This window comes from Kordia sp. (assembly GCF_965224175.1).
In the GTDB taxonomy this organism is placed as follows: domain Bacteria; phylum Bacteroidota; class Bacteroidia; order Flavobacteriales; family Flavobacteriaceae; genus Kordia.
Genome location: NZ_OZ245041.1, coordinates 2,387,146 through 2,405,997, shown reverse-complemented (window position 1 = coordinate 2,405,997; position 18,852 = coordinate 2,387,146). Strand labels below are relative to the sequence as shown.

Sequence of the window (18,852 nt, the reverse complement as noted above, 5' to 3'; positions counted from 1 at the left end):
TAAAAGTAATGAAACGATTTAGAAAGCAAAATTATTGTTTTCTGATTCAATGAACAGTAACAAAGGTTACAGAAGTTACAAAGCCTCAATCTGCTTCATAATTTCTTCTGCTTCTGCCGTTTTTTGATCGCTTAATTTTCTGTTTGAGGTTGAAAGATTAAAAGCTTCTTGCGTAAGTTTTTGATACTTTTCGTAGAGTTTGTCTTTTTCTGATTTCTTTTTGAATAATCCGAACATAATTTTTCTTTTTTATAGCATTGTAAAGATACGACTTAAAAGGTTTTATAGCTAGTTCTTATAACTAGAAAAGCCAGAAAATCTATGATGAAGTTTCTGGCTTTTTCTATATTTTTAAACTAAAAGAGTATTAGTCTTGTACTTCTTTTTGTTTTTTGCGTAAATCAGTATTAAATACTACGGCAAATTGTAAATACCCTTTTCCTGTAGTTCGTAATCTTTGATACAGCATACCTGTTTGGAGGTTTACATTTTTGTTAAGTTGATATCCAATTCCACCATATAAACGGTTTCTGTCGAATAGTTCTTCTTCTCCGTTGATAAAGATTTCATTGTATACACCGAAGAAAAACGCTCCTGTTTGCATTTTAGGTTTGTTTACAGGAATGAAAAGCATCAATCGGTAACGAAAACGTGTTTTAAAATCGTCTTCAACCCAGCGTTGTTCTGCTCTGTAACGATGTTCAAATTTTACACGGCCTAAATGGTTATTCGTAATTAATTGTTGCCAAATACGATGTTCTTCTGTTTCTGGACTATCGCGCTCACTGTCGTACACAAAACTTCCAATATAGGCATATCCAGCCGTAGCGAAAGCATTTTTAGTAAAGTGATAATTTAATCCAGTTCGTAACAACCATTGTTCTGTATTGTTTGGAAATACAGTATGATTACGAAATTGTACTTCCGAGTGAATACTGAATTTTTCACTGATTCGGTTAGATCCAAAATACATCAACCAGTTTCCTGTTTCATCTTGGCTCCAACTCATGAATGGAATTACAAACAATAAAAGAACGATAAGTTTTTGTTGTATGCTATGTCTCATTCTTATAAAAACGTTACTTTACCATTGCTGATATCATACATTCCACCAACAATTTTGATATCTCCATCATTTTCTAATTCTGCTAAAACAGGACTTTGTTTACGGATGTTTTCAATTGTCATTTCTACGTTTTTCACGGCAACATTGTTTACAAAGTCAATGTTTTTAGAATTACGTAAGCTTTCGTCAGTTGGTTCAGTTACGGCTTCTACAGCAGGTTCAATTTTGTTGATTAAAGCTGTTAAATTTCCAAGTCTAGCATGATCGCAAGCTCCTTTTACAGCGCCACAAGCAGTATGTCCTAAGACAACAACTACTTTTGTTCCTGCAAGCTTACAAGCAAATTCCATACTTCCTAAAATGTCTTCATTGACAAAGTTTCCAGCAACACGAACGCTAAAAATATCTCCAATTCCTTGATCAAAAATTAATTCAGAAGAAACTCTTGAGTCAATACAACTTAAAATTGTTGCAAATGGATATTGTCCTGTGCTTGTGTCTGAAACTTGGTCAAGTAAGTCACGAGAAACTTGCGTATTTTCTACAAAGCGTTGGTTTCCGTCTTTTAATGCTTGAATAGACGAATCTGGTGTCATTACGGCTTGTGTGTCTTTTGTATGTGCTTTCATATAAATCTTTAATTATTTTGTGTAAATCTTTTTATTTGTATTTATGATGTTTGTTTTTGTCTAAGTTTAAAAAACTCAAGATAACTCTCAGGGTTTTCAACTGTTCCTCTTTCTGATATTAGCTTTACTGAGATATTTCTATTCTGAGCTTTTTCTTTGAAATCATCTAAAATCTCAATTACATCATAATCTAAATAGCTTGTTTTACGAACATCCAATTCTAAGTATGTATCTCTTGGCAAACTATCTAATTCTTTTAAAATAGTAGCTTTGTTGAAAAATGTTACTTCTTCAGCAAGTGTCATTTTTACAGTATTATCATTGCCTCCTCTTTCTTTGTGCAAGAAGTGAGAGTTTTGATAGCTTTTGAATAATGTGATAATAATTCCGATAGCTAATCCGATTCCAATTCCCCATAAAAGATCTTTAAAAACAATTAATAAAACTGTTACAATAAATGGTACAAACTGCATCCAGCCAGAATCCCAAATTTTCTTGAATGTAGATGGCTTTGCTAATTTATATCCTACTAAGAATAAAATTGCCGCTAATACTGCAAGTGGGATTTTATTTAATAGGGTTGGAATTAAAATAATTGAAATTAATAAGAAGAAACCATGAATAATAGCAGACATTTTTGTTTTTCCACCAGATTGAATATTTGCAGAACTTCTTACAATTACCTGTGTAATTGGCAATCCACCAATTAATCCAGAAACCATATTTCCAGCACCTTGTGCTATAAGCTCTCTATTTGTAGGCGTAACCCTTTTTAAAGGATCTAATTTATCTGTAGCTTCCACGCACAATAATGTTTCTAAACTTGCTACCAAAGCAATAGTGAATGCTGTAACAAGAACTTCAGGATTTGTAATTACTGACCAATTAGGAAACACAAACAATTTCTTAAAAGAATCGAAATCCTCTGTTAGTGGAACTTCAACCAAGTTCTCTGTAGGAATTCCTAAAGATTCTGAACCTCCTAAGATAATATAGAAAATAATACCAACAATTACCGCAACTAAAGGTCCTTGTATAAGTTGAAAGATTTTTGCTTTTTTAGTTAAGATATTTTGCCATAATAATAATATAGCTATTCCAATGATACCTACAACAGTACTTCCCATATTAATGTTAGAAAAAGTAGATGCGATAGCCGCAAATGTACCCTCTCCTTTTACAGGATCATATCCAAAGAAATAAGGAATCTCTTTAAGTATGATAATAATACCAATACCAGTAAGCATTCCTCTAATTACTGATGAAGGGAAAAAGTATCCGATAATTCCTAGTCTTAAGACTCCAAATAGAATTTGAATTACACCTGCCAATACAACGGCAACTAAAAAGTCTTTAAATCCTAATGAAGCAATTGCCGCGAAAACAATAGCAGCAAGCCCAGCGGCTGGTCCACTAACTCCAATATGCGAGCCACTAATAATTCCTACAATGATACCTCCAATTATTCCAGAAATTAAACCTGAAATTGGTGGCGCACCACTGGCAAGAGCAATTCCTAAACAGAGCGGAAGTGCAACGAAAAATACAACAATACTAGCGGGGAAATCCGCTTTTAAATTTTTAAATGGGTTTGAACTATTCATGATAGTAAGTAAATGTTTTAGGAATTGAAATACGGCTCATGACAAACACTTGTTTTCAATTCACAGTTAGCTATTTTTGTTTTTAAAATGTAATGAGTGAATGAATCTCTGTAGAAAATTTGTGAGAATGTATATAGAGATAAATTCGTTATGTAATAAAATAACACGAGAGCTATTACACCAATTTCGGAGGCGGAATCAAAATTTCTGTACTATACGTAAGACATGATTTTTGTACATAAAAGTGAGAATTGTACAAAGAAAGATCAGTCTCAGTAAGTAAAAAATTGATGCTATATGGTGTTACTTTTTCATCTTCTGAAGTATCTTCGACTTCTTCTTCGGTATCATCTTCAAAGTCGTAATCGACAAACTCATACGAAGCGTCTGTAAGTAGTGAATATGTTTGTATGATAGGCTGAGATAATAATGCACAGAATACCAGCAAAAAAGGAATTTGCTTCAACACACGAATCATATATTGTGATTTGTCTGACATTATTTAATCGCTTTAAAAACTAAATCAGTATAAAATTTTGTAATTATATCTTTTCCTTTTTGTGTATCTGTTAACGACGGTAAATGCTTTGAAAAATAGCGCTGTTGGTGCGAACCTTCAATCACTGTTGATATGAGCATATGCGGACATTCAAATTCAGGATTAATATCTACAACCATATTGCTTACACGTTGTACAACACGTTTGTAAACTTTGTAATATCCTTTTTCATTTTCACTGTCAATATCTTTTGTGTGATACGCTTTTGAAGATTCTGCAATGATAATCCTGTTTAAAATCACTTCATTGATGTATGAAAAAGAATTATCAACATCAATTTTTCGCGTCAAAATTTCAATGGCAGCACATAATTTGTCTTCTTTCGATTGAATATTAGTCGTTGCAAACACTAATTTATATTCAACCCAACTCCAGTACCAACACAATAAATACACTAAAAGCATGTGTTTACTTTCAAAATAGCGGTAAATAGAACTTTCGTTTGATCCGATTGATTTCCCAAGTTTTTTAAATGTAAAAGATTCAAAACCCAATTCATCAATCATCTCAATACTACGTGATACAATTTTCTTTCCTAATTCTGACGACTCAGGATTTTTTGTATACAGTTCTTCACTAATGACAATATGTATTTGTAAACGATCCATACTAGTAATTACAAATATAATAGTATTACTATCAAAAAATAAAAGTTTAACTATTTTTTTTGAAAAAAAGTTGAAGAAAATTTGTATCGAGATTTGTAAAAATGATCAATATTGTTTGTGAATTATGCACACGAAAAAGCTTCAAAACCCTTGTTTCTTGGTAAATATGTGTACTTTTGCAATCTTAAAACACAAGTGATATTTTAGTTTTTTTGATAATTCAATATTTATAAAGTACACTTGGAGATACGTACAATATATGGCACATAAAGCAGGATTTGTTAATATTATCGGGAACCCAAACGTGGGGAAATCTACCTTAATGAATGCGTTTGTAGGGGAAAAACTTTCAATAATTACCTCTAAAGCGCAAACTACACGTCACCGAATATTAGGAATTGTAAATGGAGAGGATTTTCAGGTAATTTTATCTGATACGCCAGGAATTATAAAACCTGCGTATGAATTGCAATCGTCTATGATGGACTTTGTAAAATCTGCTTTTGAAGATGCAGATGTGTTGATTTATATGGTAGAAATTGGGGAAAAAAGTTTGAAAGATGAAGCGTTTTTCAAGAAAATCGTCAATAGTGAGATTCCAGTAATTTTACTATTAAATAAAATTGATACATCTTCTCAAGAACAACTAGAAGCGCAAATGGAATTGTGGAGAGAAAAAGTGCCAACAGCAGAGATTTACCCTATTTCTGCGCTAGAAAATTTCAATGTACCACAAGTATTTTCAAGAATTATTGAATTATTACCTGAATCGCCAGCATTTTATCCAAAAGATCAGCTAACAGACAAACCAGAACGATTTTTTGTTAACGAAACTATTCGCGAGAAAATCTTAGTAAACTACAAGAAAGAAATTCCATATGCAGTAGAAGTAGAAACGGAAGAATTTTTTGAAGAAGAAAACATCATTCGTATTCGTTCTGTAATCATGGTTGAACGTGAAACGCAAAAAGGAATTATAATTGGACATAAAGGTAGTGCGTTAAAAACTGTTGGAATTCAAGCTAGAAAAGACTTAGAAAAGTTTTTTGGAAAACAAATTCATATTGAATTGTATGTCAAAGTCAACAAAAATTGGCGTAGTAATGCCAAACAATTAAAGCGTTTCGGTTACAATAATAAGTAATTTCATGATGAAGAAAGTATTCGGTTTAGTAAGTTCTTTGTTATTGATTGGTTGTGCTGTACAATCATCAAAAGCAATCTCTACAGAGATACAAGTTTCCCATATAAATACCATTGATGCAAAAGGTATGAATGCTGTTGAAATAAGTGCTTATTGTGCTAAAACACAACGATTATTTACAGCGAGTACTTTGTATACTGGAGTATTGGTTTTTGATATTTCAGATGTGAAAAACATAAAAAAAGTCGCCACAATAGATATATCACCTTACGGTGGAAATGTAAATAGCGTCGCTGTGTCGAATGGAAATATTGCGATGGCAATAGAAAATTCTAATCGACAAGAGAATGGATTTATTGTAGTCTACGATACTAAAAGCCTGAAAGAAATTGAAGTCTTAGAAGCAGATGCATTGCCGGATATGTTGGCATATTCTCCAAACGGAAACTATATTATTTCGGCAAATGAAGGAGAACCTAACAATGACTATTCTATAGATCCGCATGGTTCTGTGACCATTGTTGATATGGAAAACAATATAGTGACTTCTGTAGGTTTTGATGATTTGAGTGCTATTAAAATCAAAAAACTAAAAGAAAAAGGATTGCGAATTTTTGGTAAAAATGCTACTTTTTCAAAAGATGCGGAACCTGAATATTTGACGATTTCCAAAGATGGAAAAACAGCTTGGGTAGTTTTACAAGAAAATAATGCAATTGCAGAAATTGATATCATTAATGCAGAATTGAAAAATATATTACCTCTTGGCGTCAAAGATTTTAGTTTGCCTGAAAATGCATTAGATGTAAGTGATGTAGACGGAAAAATACAACTGAATACATGGGAAAACCTAAAAGGATTTTATTTGCCTGATGCCATTACAAATACTGTAATAAATGGTAAAACATATATTATTACAGCCAACGAAGGCGATTCAAGAGATTATGCCGGATTTTCTGAGGAAATTAGAGTTTCTGATGTAGTGCTAGATGCTCAAGCATTTCCTAACGCCAAAGAATTACAGCAAAATGATCAACTTGGACGATTAAAAATAACTACAACTGCTGGAGATATAGATAATGACGGTGATTATGATGAATTGTATGCTTTTGGGACGCGTTCATTTTCTATTTGGAATACAAAAGGTGACTTAGTGTACGATAGCGGAAATGACATCGCTAAGCAAACACAAATCAATCCAAAAGCATTCAATCAAAACGATACAAGAAGTGACGACAAAGGTTCGGAGCCAGAAGCATTAGCAACACTAAAACTTAAAGGAAAAACATTATTATTTGTTGGTTTAGAACGTACAAGTGGTGTCTTAATGTATGATATTTCTAATCCTAAAAAGCCTATATTCTTAGAGTGGATTCAGCACAAAGGCGACATTTCTCCAGAAGGATTATTTGTCATTCCAGCTGCAGTAAGTCCAACAGGAAAGAATACTTTAGTGGTTTCAAACGAAATAAGCGGAACTATTAGTTTGTTTGAAATTAAGTAGTACACTAAACAACTTTATTTTATAAAATAGGATCATACTCAATGGAGGAAATAGTTCTATCTCTAGTTTCTAGATGAAACCCTAGATTACCATTACAATAATCTATAATGGTAATATAACTATAAATAACACCTTCTTTGATTTCTATTTCGACATCGCTAACGTTCAGTCCATGAAACCATGTTTCGTCAATATTGTCAATTTTATAAGGAAAATCATGTTGCTTATAATAATTGATAAGCTCTTCTTTACAATCTCCTAGCCACAAAATATAGCTGGCAATACATTCTAAATTTGGCTGATCTGATGTTATAAATATATCTGCAACGGAAATGTATTTATTGAATATTACAATTGAACCTACATGTTCTTTTACTGCAACTCGATACTTTTTTTCTTCTTGAAAAGCTGAAAAATCAGTTGGCGCAAGTTGTGTAATTTCCTTTGTTGTTCTTGCTTCTCGCAAATCACGATAGTAAAAGTGATTTTGTAGCCTTGTATTTTTCTTTAATTCTTGTAATGTTTGCTGATGTTTTTTGATTTCCTTAGAGGAAAAAGATTCTGTGTTTACTAATGAAAAAAGATTGTATGCTTTTTGATGTAAATGCAGAAGACTATATGCTTCTGTGAGTAACAAAGTTTCCTTATAATCTTGTTTTTCTTTCTCTAGAAGGTATACAAAATCAAAAATAGCTTCTATACTTTTGGCAGAAGCATCAGATTTTTTAAATGTACTAACAAGCGTATTAAAATATAATCGTTTCTCTTTGCTCACGGTTTTTACTTGGATACACAAATATACAAAGTGAAGCTTATTTGATGTCTAACACTGTAATTTTTCGTGTTAAATTGGTTCTAGTTTCAATCAATTGCTCTGAAGTTAAAATATTATTCTTTGCAGTTTTGACTTTCAACTTACTCTTTATAATTTCTTCTTCAAAAGATTCAAAAGATCCGTAACCACCAATAAAAGCAGCTTCATGTGGCTTTATAGTTACTATCACAGTATTTGAAATGCTATCGTATACTGCATCATTTGGAATTTCAATAGGTTTCTTTTTGGAATTGTTTTTATATAAATTCTTTAACTTTTGATCAAAAACATAGGTTTTTGGTTTCTTAGTAAATTCCGATTCATTGATTTTGTAGGTAATAACAATATCGTGATCTAAACTATTGCCTACAATTAATAAAACTCCCCAAGAACAAGAGGAAAGAGAAAAAACAATTGTTGTTAGTAGCATCAGTTTTAATAACTTCATACTATACAATACGTTTCTTTTTTGATAATAGTATGCGTGACAACAAAAAAACACGAAGAGATAGTTGCGTTGTAATCATCAAAAATGCTATTGTTTCTGGAATTTCTCTTCAAAACAGAGACTATAAAACTACTTACTTTACAGTGTTTTGATGACTTCAAATAATAAGTATGCTATCATAATTCCAACAATGGACCATCCAACAATTTTTTCTTTCCTAGTTGGCGGATACTTCTGTTCATACAATATCTTCAACATAAAAAATGGAAAACATAAACACGCAGAAATTACTATAAGTGCATTTGTAGAAACTTTTTGCAACACTTCATCAATAAATATGATGCCTAATATGGAAGAAATAAGAATAATAATTCCTAGTGAAAGATATCCTATTTTTACTAATTTATAGTTCATATGCTACATTTTTATGTAAAAATAGGCTAAAGACTATATGATAACTTGTGGTTTTCCGTAATTATAAAAAGTTTTTAACCAATAAAAATCAAAAACCGACAGTTATATTTAAAAAATTGTTCAGAGCGATCATTTCGGATTTTCCTGTCGATTTTCCCCAGCGACCTCCAAAATACAAAGCAAACCATATCAATACCATGAAAAACATCAAAGCAACTTGAATTGCATACGAAGTATCTAGGGAAGCGTTTGTGTATGCCCAAACTCCAAACCCAATAAAAAGACAAGCAACTATAAAGTGTAAAAACATAAAAAATGTCCAAACTGTTGGACTTGGTCCAAACAAGCCGTGAAGTAAACAGTTTTGCTCATCAATTTCATCAACTTCTATATGTAGTTGTGGAGACCAAAAATGTTGTTTATGTTTCGGAATTCGTATAAATACATGATTGTCAACACGAGAAACTACAAACTCATCTTGCGTTACTTTGCTAACTTCTAAACGATTCAATACGGTTTCACTCGGTTGTGGAATTTCTCTTTGAAAGCGAGGCCGTAAAACAACTTCTTCTAAACTCATTGCTGTTATTTTAAGAATTCCAAAATAAAATATTCTATCAAGACAAGAACTGATATATATCATAAACTATTTAATATGAGTCGTTTTCAATTGAATTTAGCATAATTTTGACTGAAATAATTAAAAATCTAGCTAAAATCAAAATTCAATGAAAGTCTTAGTCAATTTTACTTTTTAATCATCAACATAAAATATACCTTTGCAGGCACAAAAAGAACGAAATGAGTAATATAGTAGCCATAGTAGGACGTCCAAATGTTGGGAAATCGACGTTATTTAATCGTATGATTAAACGTAGAGAAGCAATTGTTGATGCTGTAAGTGGTGTGACAAGAGATAGACATTACGGAAAATCAGATTGGAATGGAAAAGAATTTTCATTGATCGATACTGGTGGATATGTAGTAGGAAGCGATGATATTTTTGAAAAGGAAATTGACAAGCAAGTAGAATTGGCAATTGATGAAGCAGACGCGATTCTTTTTGTAGTAGACGTAGAATCTGGTGTTACAGGAATGGATGAAGAAGTAGCTAACTTACTTCGTAGAGTAGATAAACCTGTACTTTTGGTAGTAAACAAAGTAGATGCAGCCAATCGTTTGCATGATGCAACAGAGTTCTATTCGTTAGGTTTAGGAGAATACTATCCAATTGCAAGTATCAATGGAAGTGGAACAGGTGACATGCTAGATGCTTTGGTAGAAGCTTTGCCAGATGTAGAAGAAGTCGTAGAAGAAAACTTGCCGCGTTTTGCTGTCGTAGGAAGACCAAACGCTGGAAAATCATCATTAATCAATGCATTGATTGGTGAAGATCGTTACATAGTAACTGATATCGCTGGGACAACTCGTGACTCTATAGATACTAAATACAATCGTTTTGGGTTTGAATTCAACCTAGTTGATACGGCTGGAATTCGTAGAAAAGCCAAAGTAAAAGAAGATCTAGAATTTTACTCAGTGATGCGTTCTATTCGTGCTATTGAACATAGTGATGTATGTTTATTAGTTGTAGATGCAACAAGAGGATTTGACTCACAAGTACAAAATATCTTCTGGTTAGCTGAAAAAAACCACAAAGGAATCGTAATTCTTGTAAACAAGTGGGATTTAGTTGAAAAAGATACATCAACAGTAAAAGAGTTTGAACAACACATTCGCAAACAAATAGAACCGTTTACAGATGTGCCAATCGTTTTTATATCTGTATTAACCAAACAACGTATTTTTAAAGCCATTGAAACGGCGGTACAAGTATATAAAAATCGTTCCAACAGAGTTCCTACAAGTAAATTGAATGATACCATGTTGTCAATCATTGAACGCACACCGCCGCCAGCACACAAAGGAAAATATGTAAAAATAAAGTTCTGTACGCAGTTGCCAACGGCATATCCGCAATTTGCATTTTTTGCAAACTTACCGCAATACGTACGTGATCCATACAAACGATTTATAGAAAACAAACTGCGCGAACAATTTGACTTTACAGGAGTTCCTGTGCAGGTCTATTTCCGTAAAAAATAGCATGAACCCTAAAGGTATTATTATAACATTCTTCATCATCAGTCTATTATTAATAGGAATGATGTTTTTAATTGTAGATGTTAGAAATAATCCTGTGGTAGACGATTTTATAACATTAGAAAACGAATTTGAAAAAGTCAATCAGCAAGAAGCAGAGATCACGATAGATTCACTCGAATCAACGAGAACATCAATTGTGTCCAAAGATCAAATGATCGCCTTGGAAACATTTACTGCAATCACAGAAGATTTACTAACACATATTCAAAACTTACAAGAAGCATTATACTCTAAGGAGCTTGGAGAAAATATCAATCCGGAAACACCGAGAGTAGAAGAAAACAATGCGCTTTTCTTCAAAGAAAATGGAACGTACACAAACGAAGCAACACAATTCATAGCGAAACTCGATGCTTTTGAGGATAACATTCGTACACTTCAAAAAAGTTTTTCTGCGCTAAATGTTATAAAAACAGAAGTACGTCAGTCATATACAAACAATCAAGATTGGCTTAGCTATAACTTCAAAGACTTTCCAGCCATCGCTTCCTATGTAAAGCTAACATCACTCTATCACGATATAAAAACGAAAAGAGAAGATATCTTTACGACTGTGTTAAATAATCAATAATGCTTAACAATAACTTTTCAAAATCAACATAATTCAATCATCTTTCACTAACATTCAAATAAAATTCAAGGTTCATTTTTGTTGAAATAAACTAAAATCAACACAATGAAAACCTTAAAACATTCACTTTTAATTACGGCAGCAATCATTGGATTAAATAGCTGTAATAATGATGATGATAATCCCACAAATACAACACCAGTTGATACTTCGGTAAATTTTCAATTTAAAAACACTATTAATGTCGGAGGAGAAGGATCGGCAGAAATCACGGCTTTTGATCCTTCTACAAACAAAATATTTACAGTAAATACTGAATCTGATCAAATTTCAGTGTACAATATTTCTAACATAGATGCTCCAGTAATGGAAACTCCGATAGATGTAAGTGGTTTTGGCGCACCAAATAGTGTAGCTGTACACAATGGAAAATTAGCAATTGCTGTAGAAGCAGCGAATAAACAAGCTTCTGGGAAAATATCTGTATACAATACTTCTGATAATTCGTTAGTGAACGAATATACAGTTGGATCTTTGCCAGATATGGTCACATTTACAAAAGATGGAAACTATATTCTGTCTGCTAATGAAGGTGAGCCAAATGACGATTATACAATTGATCCTGATGGAACAGTAAGTATTATTGATGTAGCGAGCAATACAGTAACAACCTTAGACTTTGCAGCGTTCAATTCACAAGAAACAACTTTAGAAAGTCAAGGGTTTAGAGTATTTGGACCAAATACAGATCTAGCTGCTGATGTAGAACCAGAATATATTACAGTTTCTGAAGATTCACAATATGCATGGGTTTCATTACAAGAAAATAATGGAATTGCTAAAATAAATCTAGTTACAAAAACAATTGAAGCTATTTATCCATTAGGTTTCAAAGATTACAGTATTTCAGGAAATTCAATTGATGCAAGCGATAAAGATGATGTAAACGAACTGAAAAATTGGCCTGTTTACGGAATGTATCAGCCAGATGCAATCACTTCGGTAAACATTAACGGAACTGAGTACGTAATCTCCGCAAACGAAGGTGATTCAAGAGAATATGAAGGAACACCAGGATATGTTGGTGAAGATCGTGTAAAAGATGTTACTCTCGATGAAACTGCTTTTCCTGCATCAGAAAACTATCAAGACAACGAAAAAATAGGGCGTTTAAAAATTGCTCTAGATATAGGAGATACGGATGGTGATGGCGATTATGATAAACTATACAATTATGGAGCACGTTCATTCAGTATTTGGTCTGCTGATGGAGCATTATTGTTTGATAGTGGAAATGAAATTTCTACACGTGTATTAGCAGAAACGCCAAATCGTTTCAATTGGGATTGGGAAGACAACGAAACAGACAAACGTAGTGACGACAAAGGAGCAGAGCCAGAATCTGTAGAAGTATTAAACATTGCTAACCAACGTTACATTCTATTTGTAGGTTTGGAAAGAAACAGTCAAGTAATGGTATACGATATTACAAATCCTACAGCACCACAATTTTTACAATTCTTGCAAAAAGGAACAGATTATGCGCCAGAAGGAATCTTAGCAGTCAATGCAGAAGATAGCCCAACAGGAAAAGCTTTAGTGATCATTTCATATGAAGATAGCGGAACGGTTTCTATTTACGAAAATGAGAATTAAAAAACATCAAGACATAATAACCAATGATTTCAAGGTGTGCCCATTTATAAATGGGCATGCCTTTTTCTTTTACAGCCTATGTTGAATAGCTATTTTCGTTAAGAATCATATGAGTTCAATTACAGAAACTTTGACTGTAATAAATAATTCAAAGTACATATTTAAAAATGTAAAATCATGAAAAAAAAGAATCTTAACACAAAACTATCATTTACAAAAAGTACAGTGTCAAACTTTAAAGCTACACAAGTAAAAGGAGGAACAGGAGATACAAGAGAAGTTGATTGTGATACTTCACAAGTCTTTCAATGTTTAAGTGTTGCGAATTGCCTAACAGCAAACTGTACTGTGAATTGTACTGCAGGATGTCCTACAGATAATTGTCCAACAAATGTTAGCTGTCAGCCATCATGTTTTAATGCAATGTGTGATATTTCGAATCAGCAAGGACCTTGTTAGAAAGTTTAGTGTAATAATAATTCCATTGTTGTCTTTTTAGGATAGCAATGGAATTATATCTGAACATAAAATAAATTACGGGTGTGTAGGCGGATCTTGCATACATTGTGTTGGGATTACGCTGCAACCATCATGACAATCTGTTTGCATACAGGTATGTTGGTTTTGAGTTGGAGGATTGTTGCATTCTGTCGTTGGAGGTGGCTTGTTTGTTTCATCATCAAGTGAATTTCCATCACCAGTTCCACCAACTAACCTGAAAATATTCAAATTAGAAATAGAGCGTTTTTTTAATACTAGTTTACTTTTCATAATTATCAAGATTTTAAAATGTGTTCTCAAATGTAATTGTAAAACTCACATTAGGTTAAAAGTACTAGTGCCCATTTATAAATTAGCCACAAAATATTCAGTCAGATATCATTTCAGCTTTTATATTTTTGATGTAATAAGAAGGATAAATTCCAGTCTTCTTTTTAAAAGCTCTTGAAAATGATTTTGCGCTTTTAAAACCACATTCAAGTGCAATAGAGGCAATGGAGTAGGCTCTAAATCGTTTTTCGTTTTTTAATCGTTTCAATGCATGCGAAATTCGTAGACTAACTAAATATTCTGTATAACTTTGTTTTTTATGAGTATTAATGATTTTTGAAAGATACGTAGTATTTGTAGCTAATTCTTGAGCTAAAAAGCGTAAAGTGCAGTCAGGATTTACAAATAACGTACTTTGTTCAAAATGTTCCAATGCATTTAAAATAGTTTCTGTTTGCGCTTCTGAAACATGTGTAGAAACTGTGTTTTTCGGAAGTGTTACTTTTTCTTCAAGTTCTGATAAACTTTTTAAAGTTTGCTCAAAATTCTTCTTATTTAATCGTTCTCTACGTTTAAAAAACACAAAACTCGCTATTAAAATTAGCACTAAAACAAAAGCTAAAACTATCCAGAATTTTTTAGTGTGAGAGGCTTGAGTGAGTTCATCTTGTAACTGTCTTGATTTTTCTTTCAGTTTAGGTAAATCATACTTTGTATCTAGTGTATGTTGTAATGAAGCTCTTTTTGAATAAGTATTATTTGTATATGTTACGGCAAGTTGTGCATACTTTAAAGCTTCTTTCAAATTGTTTTGTTGTTCATAACTTTCGGACAAGAGCGCATACGTATTGGGAAATGTAAACAACTTTGAAGTATCTGCTAAGTGTACTGCATTTTTCTTAAAATAATAGATGGCTGAATCAGGTGTTTTTTGAGCCAAAAAAACCATTCCTTTGTAATGGTACACAGATTTTAAACGTTCTTTTAACCCAATTTCAGAAGCTGTATTTTTTGCTTTTGATAAATAAGATAAGGCATCACCGTAATCTTTGTTGGTATAAGAAGCAATTCCCAATAGAGTTGTGAAATAAGTAATATCTTTTTTATTCTTTTCTGCAAAAGCTAATTTCAAACCTTGCTGACCAAAAAGCCTAGAAGAATCTAATAACTTTTTAACCGAAGAGTCCAACGAATATTTTTTAAAATATGCATTACTCAAACTCTTTATAATAGAAATTTTTATAGGATAAGGAATTTCTTCTTTGTTATATGTTTCACCATATAAAGTTAGATACTTTTGTAAAGCAACTTTTTTATTATTGATCATAAAATACAGTGCTGCAATTTTATGTTCTACCGTAATCATTAACAGTGTATCGTTATTTTTTTCTGCAATCTTTGAAGCCTTCAAATAAAACTTTAAAGCAGTCTTGTAATCTTTCTTCTTATAATAAAAAATAAACCCTTTTCGTTCATAAGCTTTGCCCATTTTTGAAGTGTTCCTTTTGTTTTTCAATAAAGAAATTGCAGAGTCAACATATGCAAAAGCCTTTTCTGTAGAGCCATAAAAAGTTTCATGCCTACTGGCTGTTAATAGTGAAGTGACGCGTTGTTCTAAAACACTTGCTTTTAAAAGCATTTCGTTAAGATAAACTTTTGCTTTTTTGGGATTTGGGTTCTTGTGAGAATTATATTTTTCGATTAAATCTTTAAAAGAATACTTTTCTAAACTATCTGGATGAATCTTATTTTCTTGTGCGTATAGATGTAAAGAAAAAATAGAATAGATAATAACTAAAAGGATAAATTTCTGCATGTGGGTAAGAGTTAATACTCATTAATGAATTGCAAAAGTAAATAATTAAAGAAGTCGAATTTGAATTAAAAATATAGATGTTCTCAAGCAAAATAAATATCTTTTAATTCGTGAAGAATAGAGCTCAGTCCTAATTGATTTAAATATTTTAAGAGTATGTGAAAGGTTTTTAAGATTATTTTAATAATAAATCATCAATTTTTCTGTTTGTTTGTGTAAAGAAACCGACACCATCAATCAAAAACAAAAAATGAATAAACCATTAATTACAATTCTGGTATTAATTATCAGTGTATTCACTTCAACATTATCTGCACAAGAATTTGAAATCAAAGGAAAAATTGTTGACAAAATAGATAAAACACCGTTAGAATCTGCGACAGTATATGTGCAAACTATCAAAGATTCTACATTAATCACATACACTATTAGTGATAAAAATGGACGTTTTGAACTTGCAGGACGAACCAAATTAAAAGAAGTAAATCTATTTGTTACCTTCAATGGTTTTAAGGCATATCAACAAAAAATTGCAATAGATAAATCTGTAATCACGCTACCAGAAATAGGAATGGAATTGGCTACTGACGAACTAGATGCAGTTCAAATTACGGCAATACGCGCACCAATTACTGTTAAAAAAGATACTCTAGAATTCAATGCCGATTCTTTCAAAGCACGACCAGATGCAACCGTAGAAGACTTGATAAAAAAGTTGCCTGGTGTTGAGGTAGATAGCGATGGAAAAATAAAAGTAAACGGAAAAGAAGTAAACAAAATCTTAGTAAACGGGAAACCGTTTTTTGGAAACGATCCTAATATTGCCACGAAAAACCTTACCAAAGAAATTGTAGATAAAATTCAAGTAACCACAACCAAAAGTGAATCGGAAGAATTCACAGGTAAAAAAGGAACTTCAGAAGCACAAACCATTAATATAGAACTCAAGGAAGACCAAAACAAAGGATTCTTTGGGCGAGCAACCGTGAGTGGAGGAACAGATGATCGGTATGCCATGAGTGGAATAGGAAACTATTTTAACGACAAACAACGATTAAGCGTACTAGCAGGAAGAAACAATATCAATACATCTGGATTCAGTTTTGATGAAATTTATGATATGATGGGAAATGCAGGTAGTGTTTCTTGGAATGGCAACGGAGCTTTCTCTATAAATGGTCAAAACTTTGGTGGCGGACAAGGAATTCGAACGTCAACAAATGCAGGAGCTAGTTTTGTAGACGAGTATAAAGACAAAACAGAAATACTAGCAGATTACTTTTACTCTGGTATCGATTCAGAGAATGACAGTAGAGTAGAACGTGAAAATATTTTGCCTGACGGAAGCTTCTTTACCAATTCTTCAAGTAGATTTTTAAACAACAATCAAAATCACAGAGCTAGTGCAGAACTACAATTTGAAATCGATTCAACATTCAGAATTATTGTAGCTCCAGAATTTCAATTTACAGAAGGAGAAAACTTTTCTTCTCGAAATGAAGAATCTCTAGATGAAGATGGAACACTTCTAAACCGAGGTGATTCTCGAAACAGCACCGATTCTGAACGTCGTAACTTTTCAAGTGAGATTGAAATCATCAAAAAGTTTGGAAGTAAAGGAGCATTCTTAAGCATTGAAACTAATGCAGGCTTCATAAACAATACTACTGAAAACTTCTTAAACACATCCAACGAAATATTTGGAACAACGCCATCAATAGAAACTAGAGATCAATTTACGGATACAGAATCGAAACAAAACAATGTTTCTGCCGATATTGAATACAGACTTCCTTTAAAAGAAAAACTATTTATAGACTTTGGATATCGTTTTACAAACAGACGCGAACGTAATGACAGACGTGTATTTGATTTAGACAACGTAACCAATCAATATGACGATTTCAACGAAAGCTTAAGTTCTGATTTAGAAGTAAACTTTCAAACACATTTGCCGAGTATTGGAGTAAATTATGAAACAGAAAAACTCTACTTAGGTGTAACTACAGGATTATTACTATCGGAATTAAAAAATGAAGAATTCATTCAAAATACGTCGATCAAATCTAACTTTTCAGATATCAATGTAAATAGTTACATGCGTTATCGTATCAAACAAGGAATGAGTGTTTATTTTAACTACAACACAAGAACAGAAGCGCCAAGAGCGCAACAGTTGCAGCCTGTAGCAAATGTGAGTAATCCGCTAAATATAACAGTGGGTAATCCAAACTTAAACAGAGAATTTGTACATGATTTATATGCGAACTTCAATAATTACGATTTCAAATCGAAAAGTGGAATGTTCTTATGGGTTTCAGCAGGTTTAACCAATGATAAAATAGTTCCATTATCTGTCATAGATGAAAACAGAATTAGAACAACAACCTATACAAACGTAGATGGTATCATTAGAGCAAGTGGAGGCGCATCTTATAGTAAAACAATTAAGCGAGACAGTACTTCATTGCGTTTTAGAGTTGGTTTATATTCAAACTTTAACAAAGAATACAATTTTACGAATGGAGTAAAATTTTCTACCAAACGAAATGCAATCACGCCAAGTATCAACTTGACGTACAATTACAAAGAGTTGTTAGAAATAGAACCACGTTACTTTGTCGCTTTCAATACAACACGTTACAGCTTAGACAACTTAAACAACGAAACATTTCAAAATCATACAGTATCACTAAAAACAACAACATTTTGGCCAAAAAATATTGTATTTGGAAATGATATTCGATATTCATACCGAACCAATGTTGCACCTGGATTTGAACGAAGTGCTTTATTTTGGAATATGAGTTTAGGAATAAAAATTCTTAAAGAAAAAGGAACTATAAAGTTGACTGCTTACGATTTACTCGATCAAAATATCAATACACGTAGAACAGTAACTGCTGATTTCATTCAAGATTCACAAAGTACAGTATTACAACGATACTTTATGCTAGGATTTACGTATAAAATCAGTAAAGTAGGAGGAAATAAGAATAGTTTCCAGACTTTCTAACAGACATTTTACATTATAAAAAAGCTTTTGAAAACAATTCGAAAGCTTTTTTTATGCGCTTAACTT

At 32.3% G+C, this 18,852-nt stretch carries 19 protein-coding genes; 7 read left to right on the top strand and 12 right to left on the bottom strand.

The features are described 5' to 3' along the window. Positions 1–75 precede the first annotated feature (75 nt). The 6 genes from ACOQOS_RS10540 to ACOQOS_RS10515 all read right to left on the bottom strand — a co-directional run bounded on the left by ACOQOS_RS10540 (position 76) and on the right by ACOQOS_RS10515 (position 4,466). On the bottom strand, positions 76–237 hold the full coding sequence (locus ACOQOS_RS10540) for a Lacal_2735 family protein (protein WP_420574927.1): 162 nt from the start codon (positions 235–237) through the stop codon (positions 76–78). 130 nt (positions 238–367) lie between these two features. Beyond that, positions 368–1,066: a DUF2490 domain-containing protein gene (locus tag ACOQOS_RS10535; protein WP_420574926.1), complete on the bottom strand. Its 699-nt coding sequence runs from the start codon at positions 1,064–1,066 to the stop codon at positions 368–370. 2 nt (positions 1,067–1,068) lie between these two features. Beyond that, entirely contained in the window at positions 1,069–1,695 is a 627-nt protein-coding gene (locus ACOQOS_RS10530; RefSeq protein WP_420574925.1) for a carbonic anhydrase family protein, read from the bottom strand. Positions 1,696–1,736: 41 nt separating this feature from the next. Beyond that, complete coding sequence (locus ACOQOS_RS10525) at positions 1,737–3,299, bottom strand: SulP family inorganic anion transporter (protein WP_420574924.1); 1,563 nt, start codon at positions 3,297–3,299, stop codon at positions 1,737–1,739. Between the two features lie 175 nt (positions 3,300–3,474). Continuing rightward, the gene (locus ACOQOS_RS10520) at positions 3,475–3,798 is read right to left on the bottom strand and encodes a hypothetical protein (protein WP_420574923.1); all 324 of its coding nucleotides are present in this window, start codon (positions 3,796–3,798) and stop codon (positions 3,475–3,477) included. Further along, positions 3,798–4,466 (bottom strand): TetR/AcrR family transcriptional regulator, encoded by a 669-nt coding sequence (locus ACOQOS_RS10515; protein ID WP_420574922.1) that lies wholly within the window; start codon positions 4,464–4,466, stop codon positions 3,798–3,800. The genes ACOQOS_RS10520 and ACOQOS_RS10515 overlap by 1 nt, the downstream gene beginning before the upstream one ends. Positions 4,467–4,725: 259 nt before the next feature. Here ACOQOS_RS10515 and era point away from each other — a divergent pair, with 259 nt between their 5' ends. Next, positions 4,726–5,610 (top strand): GTPase Era, encoded by an 885-nt coding sequence (era, locus tag ACOQOS_RS10510; protein ID WP_420574921.1) that lies wholly within the window; start codon positions 4,726–4,728, stop codon positions 5,608–5,610. Positions 5,611–5,614: 4 nt separating this feature from the next. Further along, positions 5,615–7,114, top strand: coding sequence for a choice-of-anchor I family protein (locus ACOQOS_RS10505; RefSeq protein WP_420574920.1), 1,500 nt, complete (start codon positions 5,615–5,617; stop codon positions 7,112–7,114). 19 nt (positions 7,115–7,133) lie between these two features. On the opposite strand, the gene ACOQOS_RS10500 is transcribed toward ACOQOS_RS10505, so the two are convergent. The 4 genes from ACOQOS_RS10500 to ACOQOS_RS10485 form a co-directional block, all read right to left on the bottom strand. Beyond that, a complete protein-coding gene (locus ACOQOS_RS10500) occupies positions 7,134–7,889 on the bottom strand; it encodes a hypothetical protein (RefSeq protein ID WP_420574919.1) in 756 nt (251 codons plus the stop codon). 37 nt (positions 7,890–7,926) lie between these two features. Continuing rightward, positions 7,927–8,376 (bottom strand): hypothetical protein, encoded by a 450-nt coding sequence (locus ACOQOS_RS10495; protein WP_420574918.1) that lies wholly within the window; start codon positions 8,374–8,376, stop codon positions 7,927–7,929. Positions 8,377–8,514: 138 nt separating this feature from the next. After that, positions 8,515–8,790, bottom strand: a complete 276-nt coding sequence (locus ACOQOS_RS10490) for a hypothetical protein (RefSeq protein WP_420574917.1) — start codon at positions 8,788–8,790, stop codon at positions 8,515–8,517. An 88-nt stretch (positions 8,791–8,878) separates the two neighbouring features. Further along, a complete protein-coding gene (locus tag ACOQOS_RS10485) occupies positions 8,879–9,370 on the bottom strand; it encodes a GTP-binding protein (RefSeq protein WP_420574916.1) in 492 nt (163 codons plus the stop codon). Positions 9,371–9,591: 221 nt separating this feature from the next. On the opposite strand from ACOQOS_RS10485, the gene der reads away from it, so the two are divergent. From der to ACOQOS_RS10465, 4 genes are all read left to right on the top strand, one after another. Beyond that, positions 9,592–10,896 carry a ribosome biogenesis GTPase Der gene (gene der / locus ACOQOS_RS10480; RefSeq protein WP_420574915.1) on the top strand — a complete coding sequence of 435 codons (1,305 nt, stop codon included), beginning with the start codon at positions 9,592–9,594 and terminating at the stop codon, positions 10,894–10,896. A 1-nt stretch (position 10,897) separates the two neighbouring features. Then, positions 10,898–11,527 carry a hypothetical protein gene (locus tag ACOQOS_RS10475; protein WP_420574914.1) on the top strand — a complete coding sequence of 210 codons (630 nt, stop codon included), beginning with the start codon at positions 10,898–10,900 and terminating at the stop codon, positions 11,525–11,527. A 105-nt stretch (positions 11,528–11,632) separates the two neighbouring features. Beyond that, positions 11,633–13,183, top strand: a complete 1,551-nt coding sequence (locus ACOQOS_RS10470; protein ID WP_420574913.1) for a choice-of-anchor I family protein — start codon at positions 11,633–11,635, stop codon at positions 13,181–13,183. 177 nt (positions 13,184–13,360) lie between these two features. Continuing rightward, positions 13,361–13,642, top strand: a complete 282-nt coding sequence (locus ACOQOS_RS10465) for a hypothetical protein (RefSeq protein WP_420574912.1) — start codon at positions 13,361–13,363, stop codon at positions 13,640–13,642. A 75-nt stretch (positions 13,643–13,717) separates the two neighbouring features. Here the strand turns inward: ACOQOS_RS10465 and ACOQOS_RS10460 are convergent, their stop codons facing one another. After that, positions 13,718–13,954 (bottom strand): hypothetical protein, encoded by a 237-nt coding sequence (locus tag ACOQOS_RS10460; RefSeq protein WP_420574911.1) that lies wholly within the window; start codon positions 13,952–13,954, stop codon positions 13,718–13,720. 97 nt (positions 13,955–14,051) lie between these two features. Beyond that, positions 14,052–15,770, bottom strand: coding sequence for a helix-turn-helix domain-containing protein (locus ACOQOS_RS10455; protein ID WP_420574910.1), 1,719 nt, complete (start codon positions 15,768–15,770; stop codon positions 14,052–14,054). Positions 15,771–16,020: 250 nt separating this feature from the next. On the opposite strand from ACOQOS_RS10455, the gene ACOQOS_RS10450 reads away from it, so the two are divergent. Then, complete coding sequence (locus ACOQOS_RS10450) at positions 16,021–18,786, top strand: outer membrane beta-barrel protein (RefSeq protein ID WP_420574909.1); 2,766 nt, start codon at positions 16,021–16,023, stop codon at positions 18,784–18,786. The last annotated feature ends 66 nt before the right edge of the window (positions 18,787–18,852 follow it).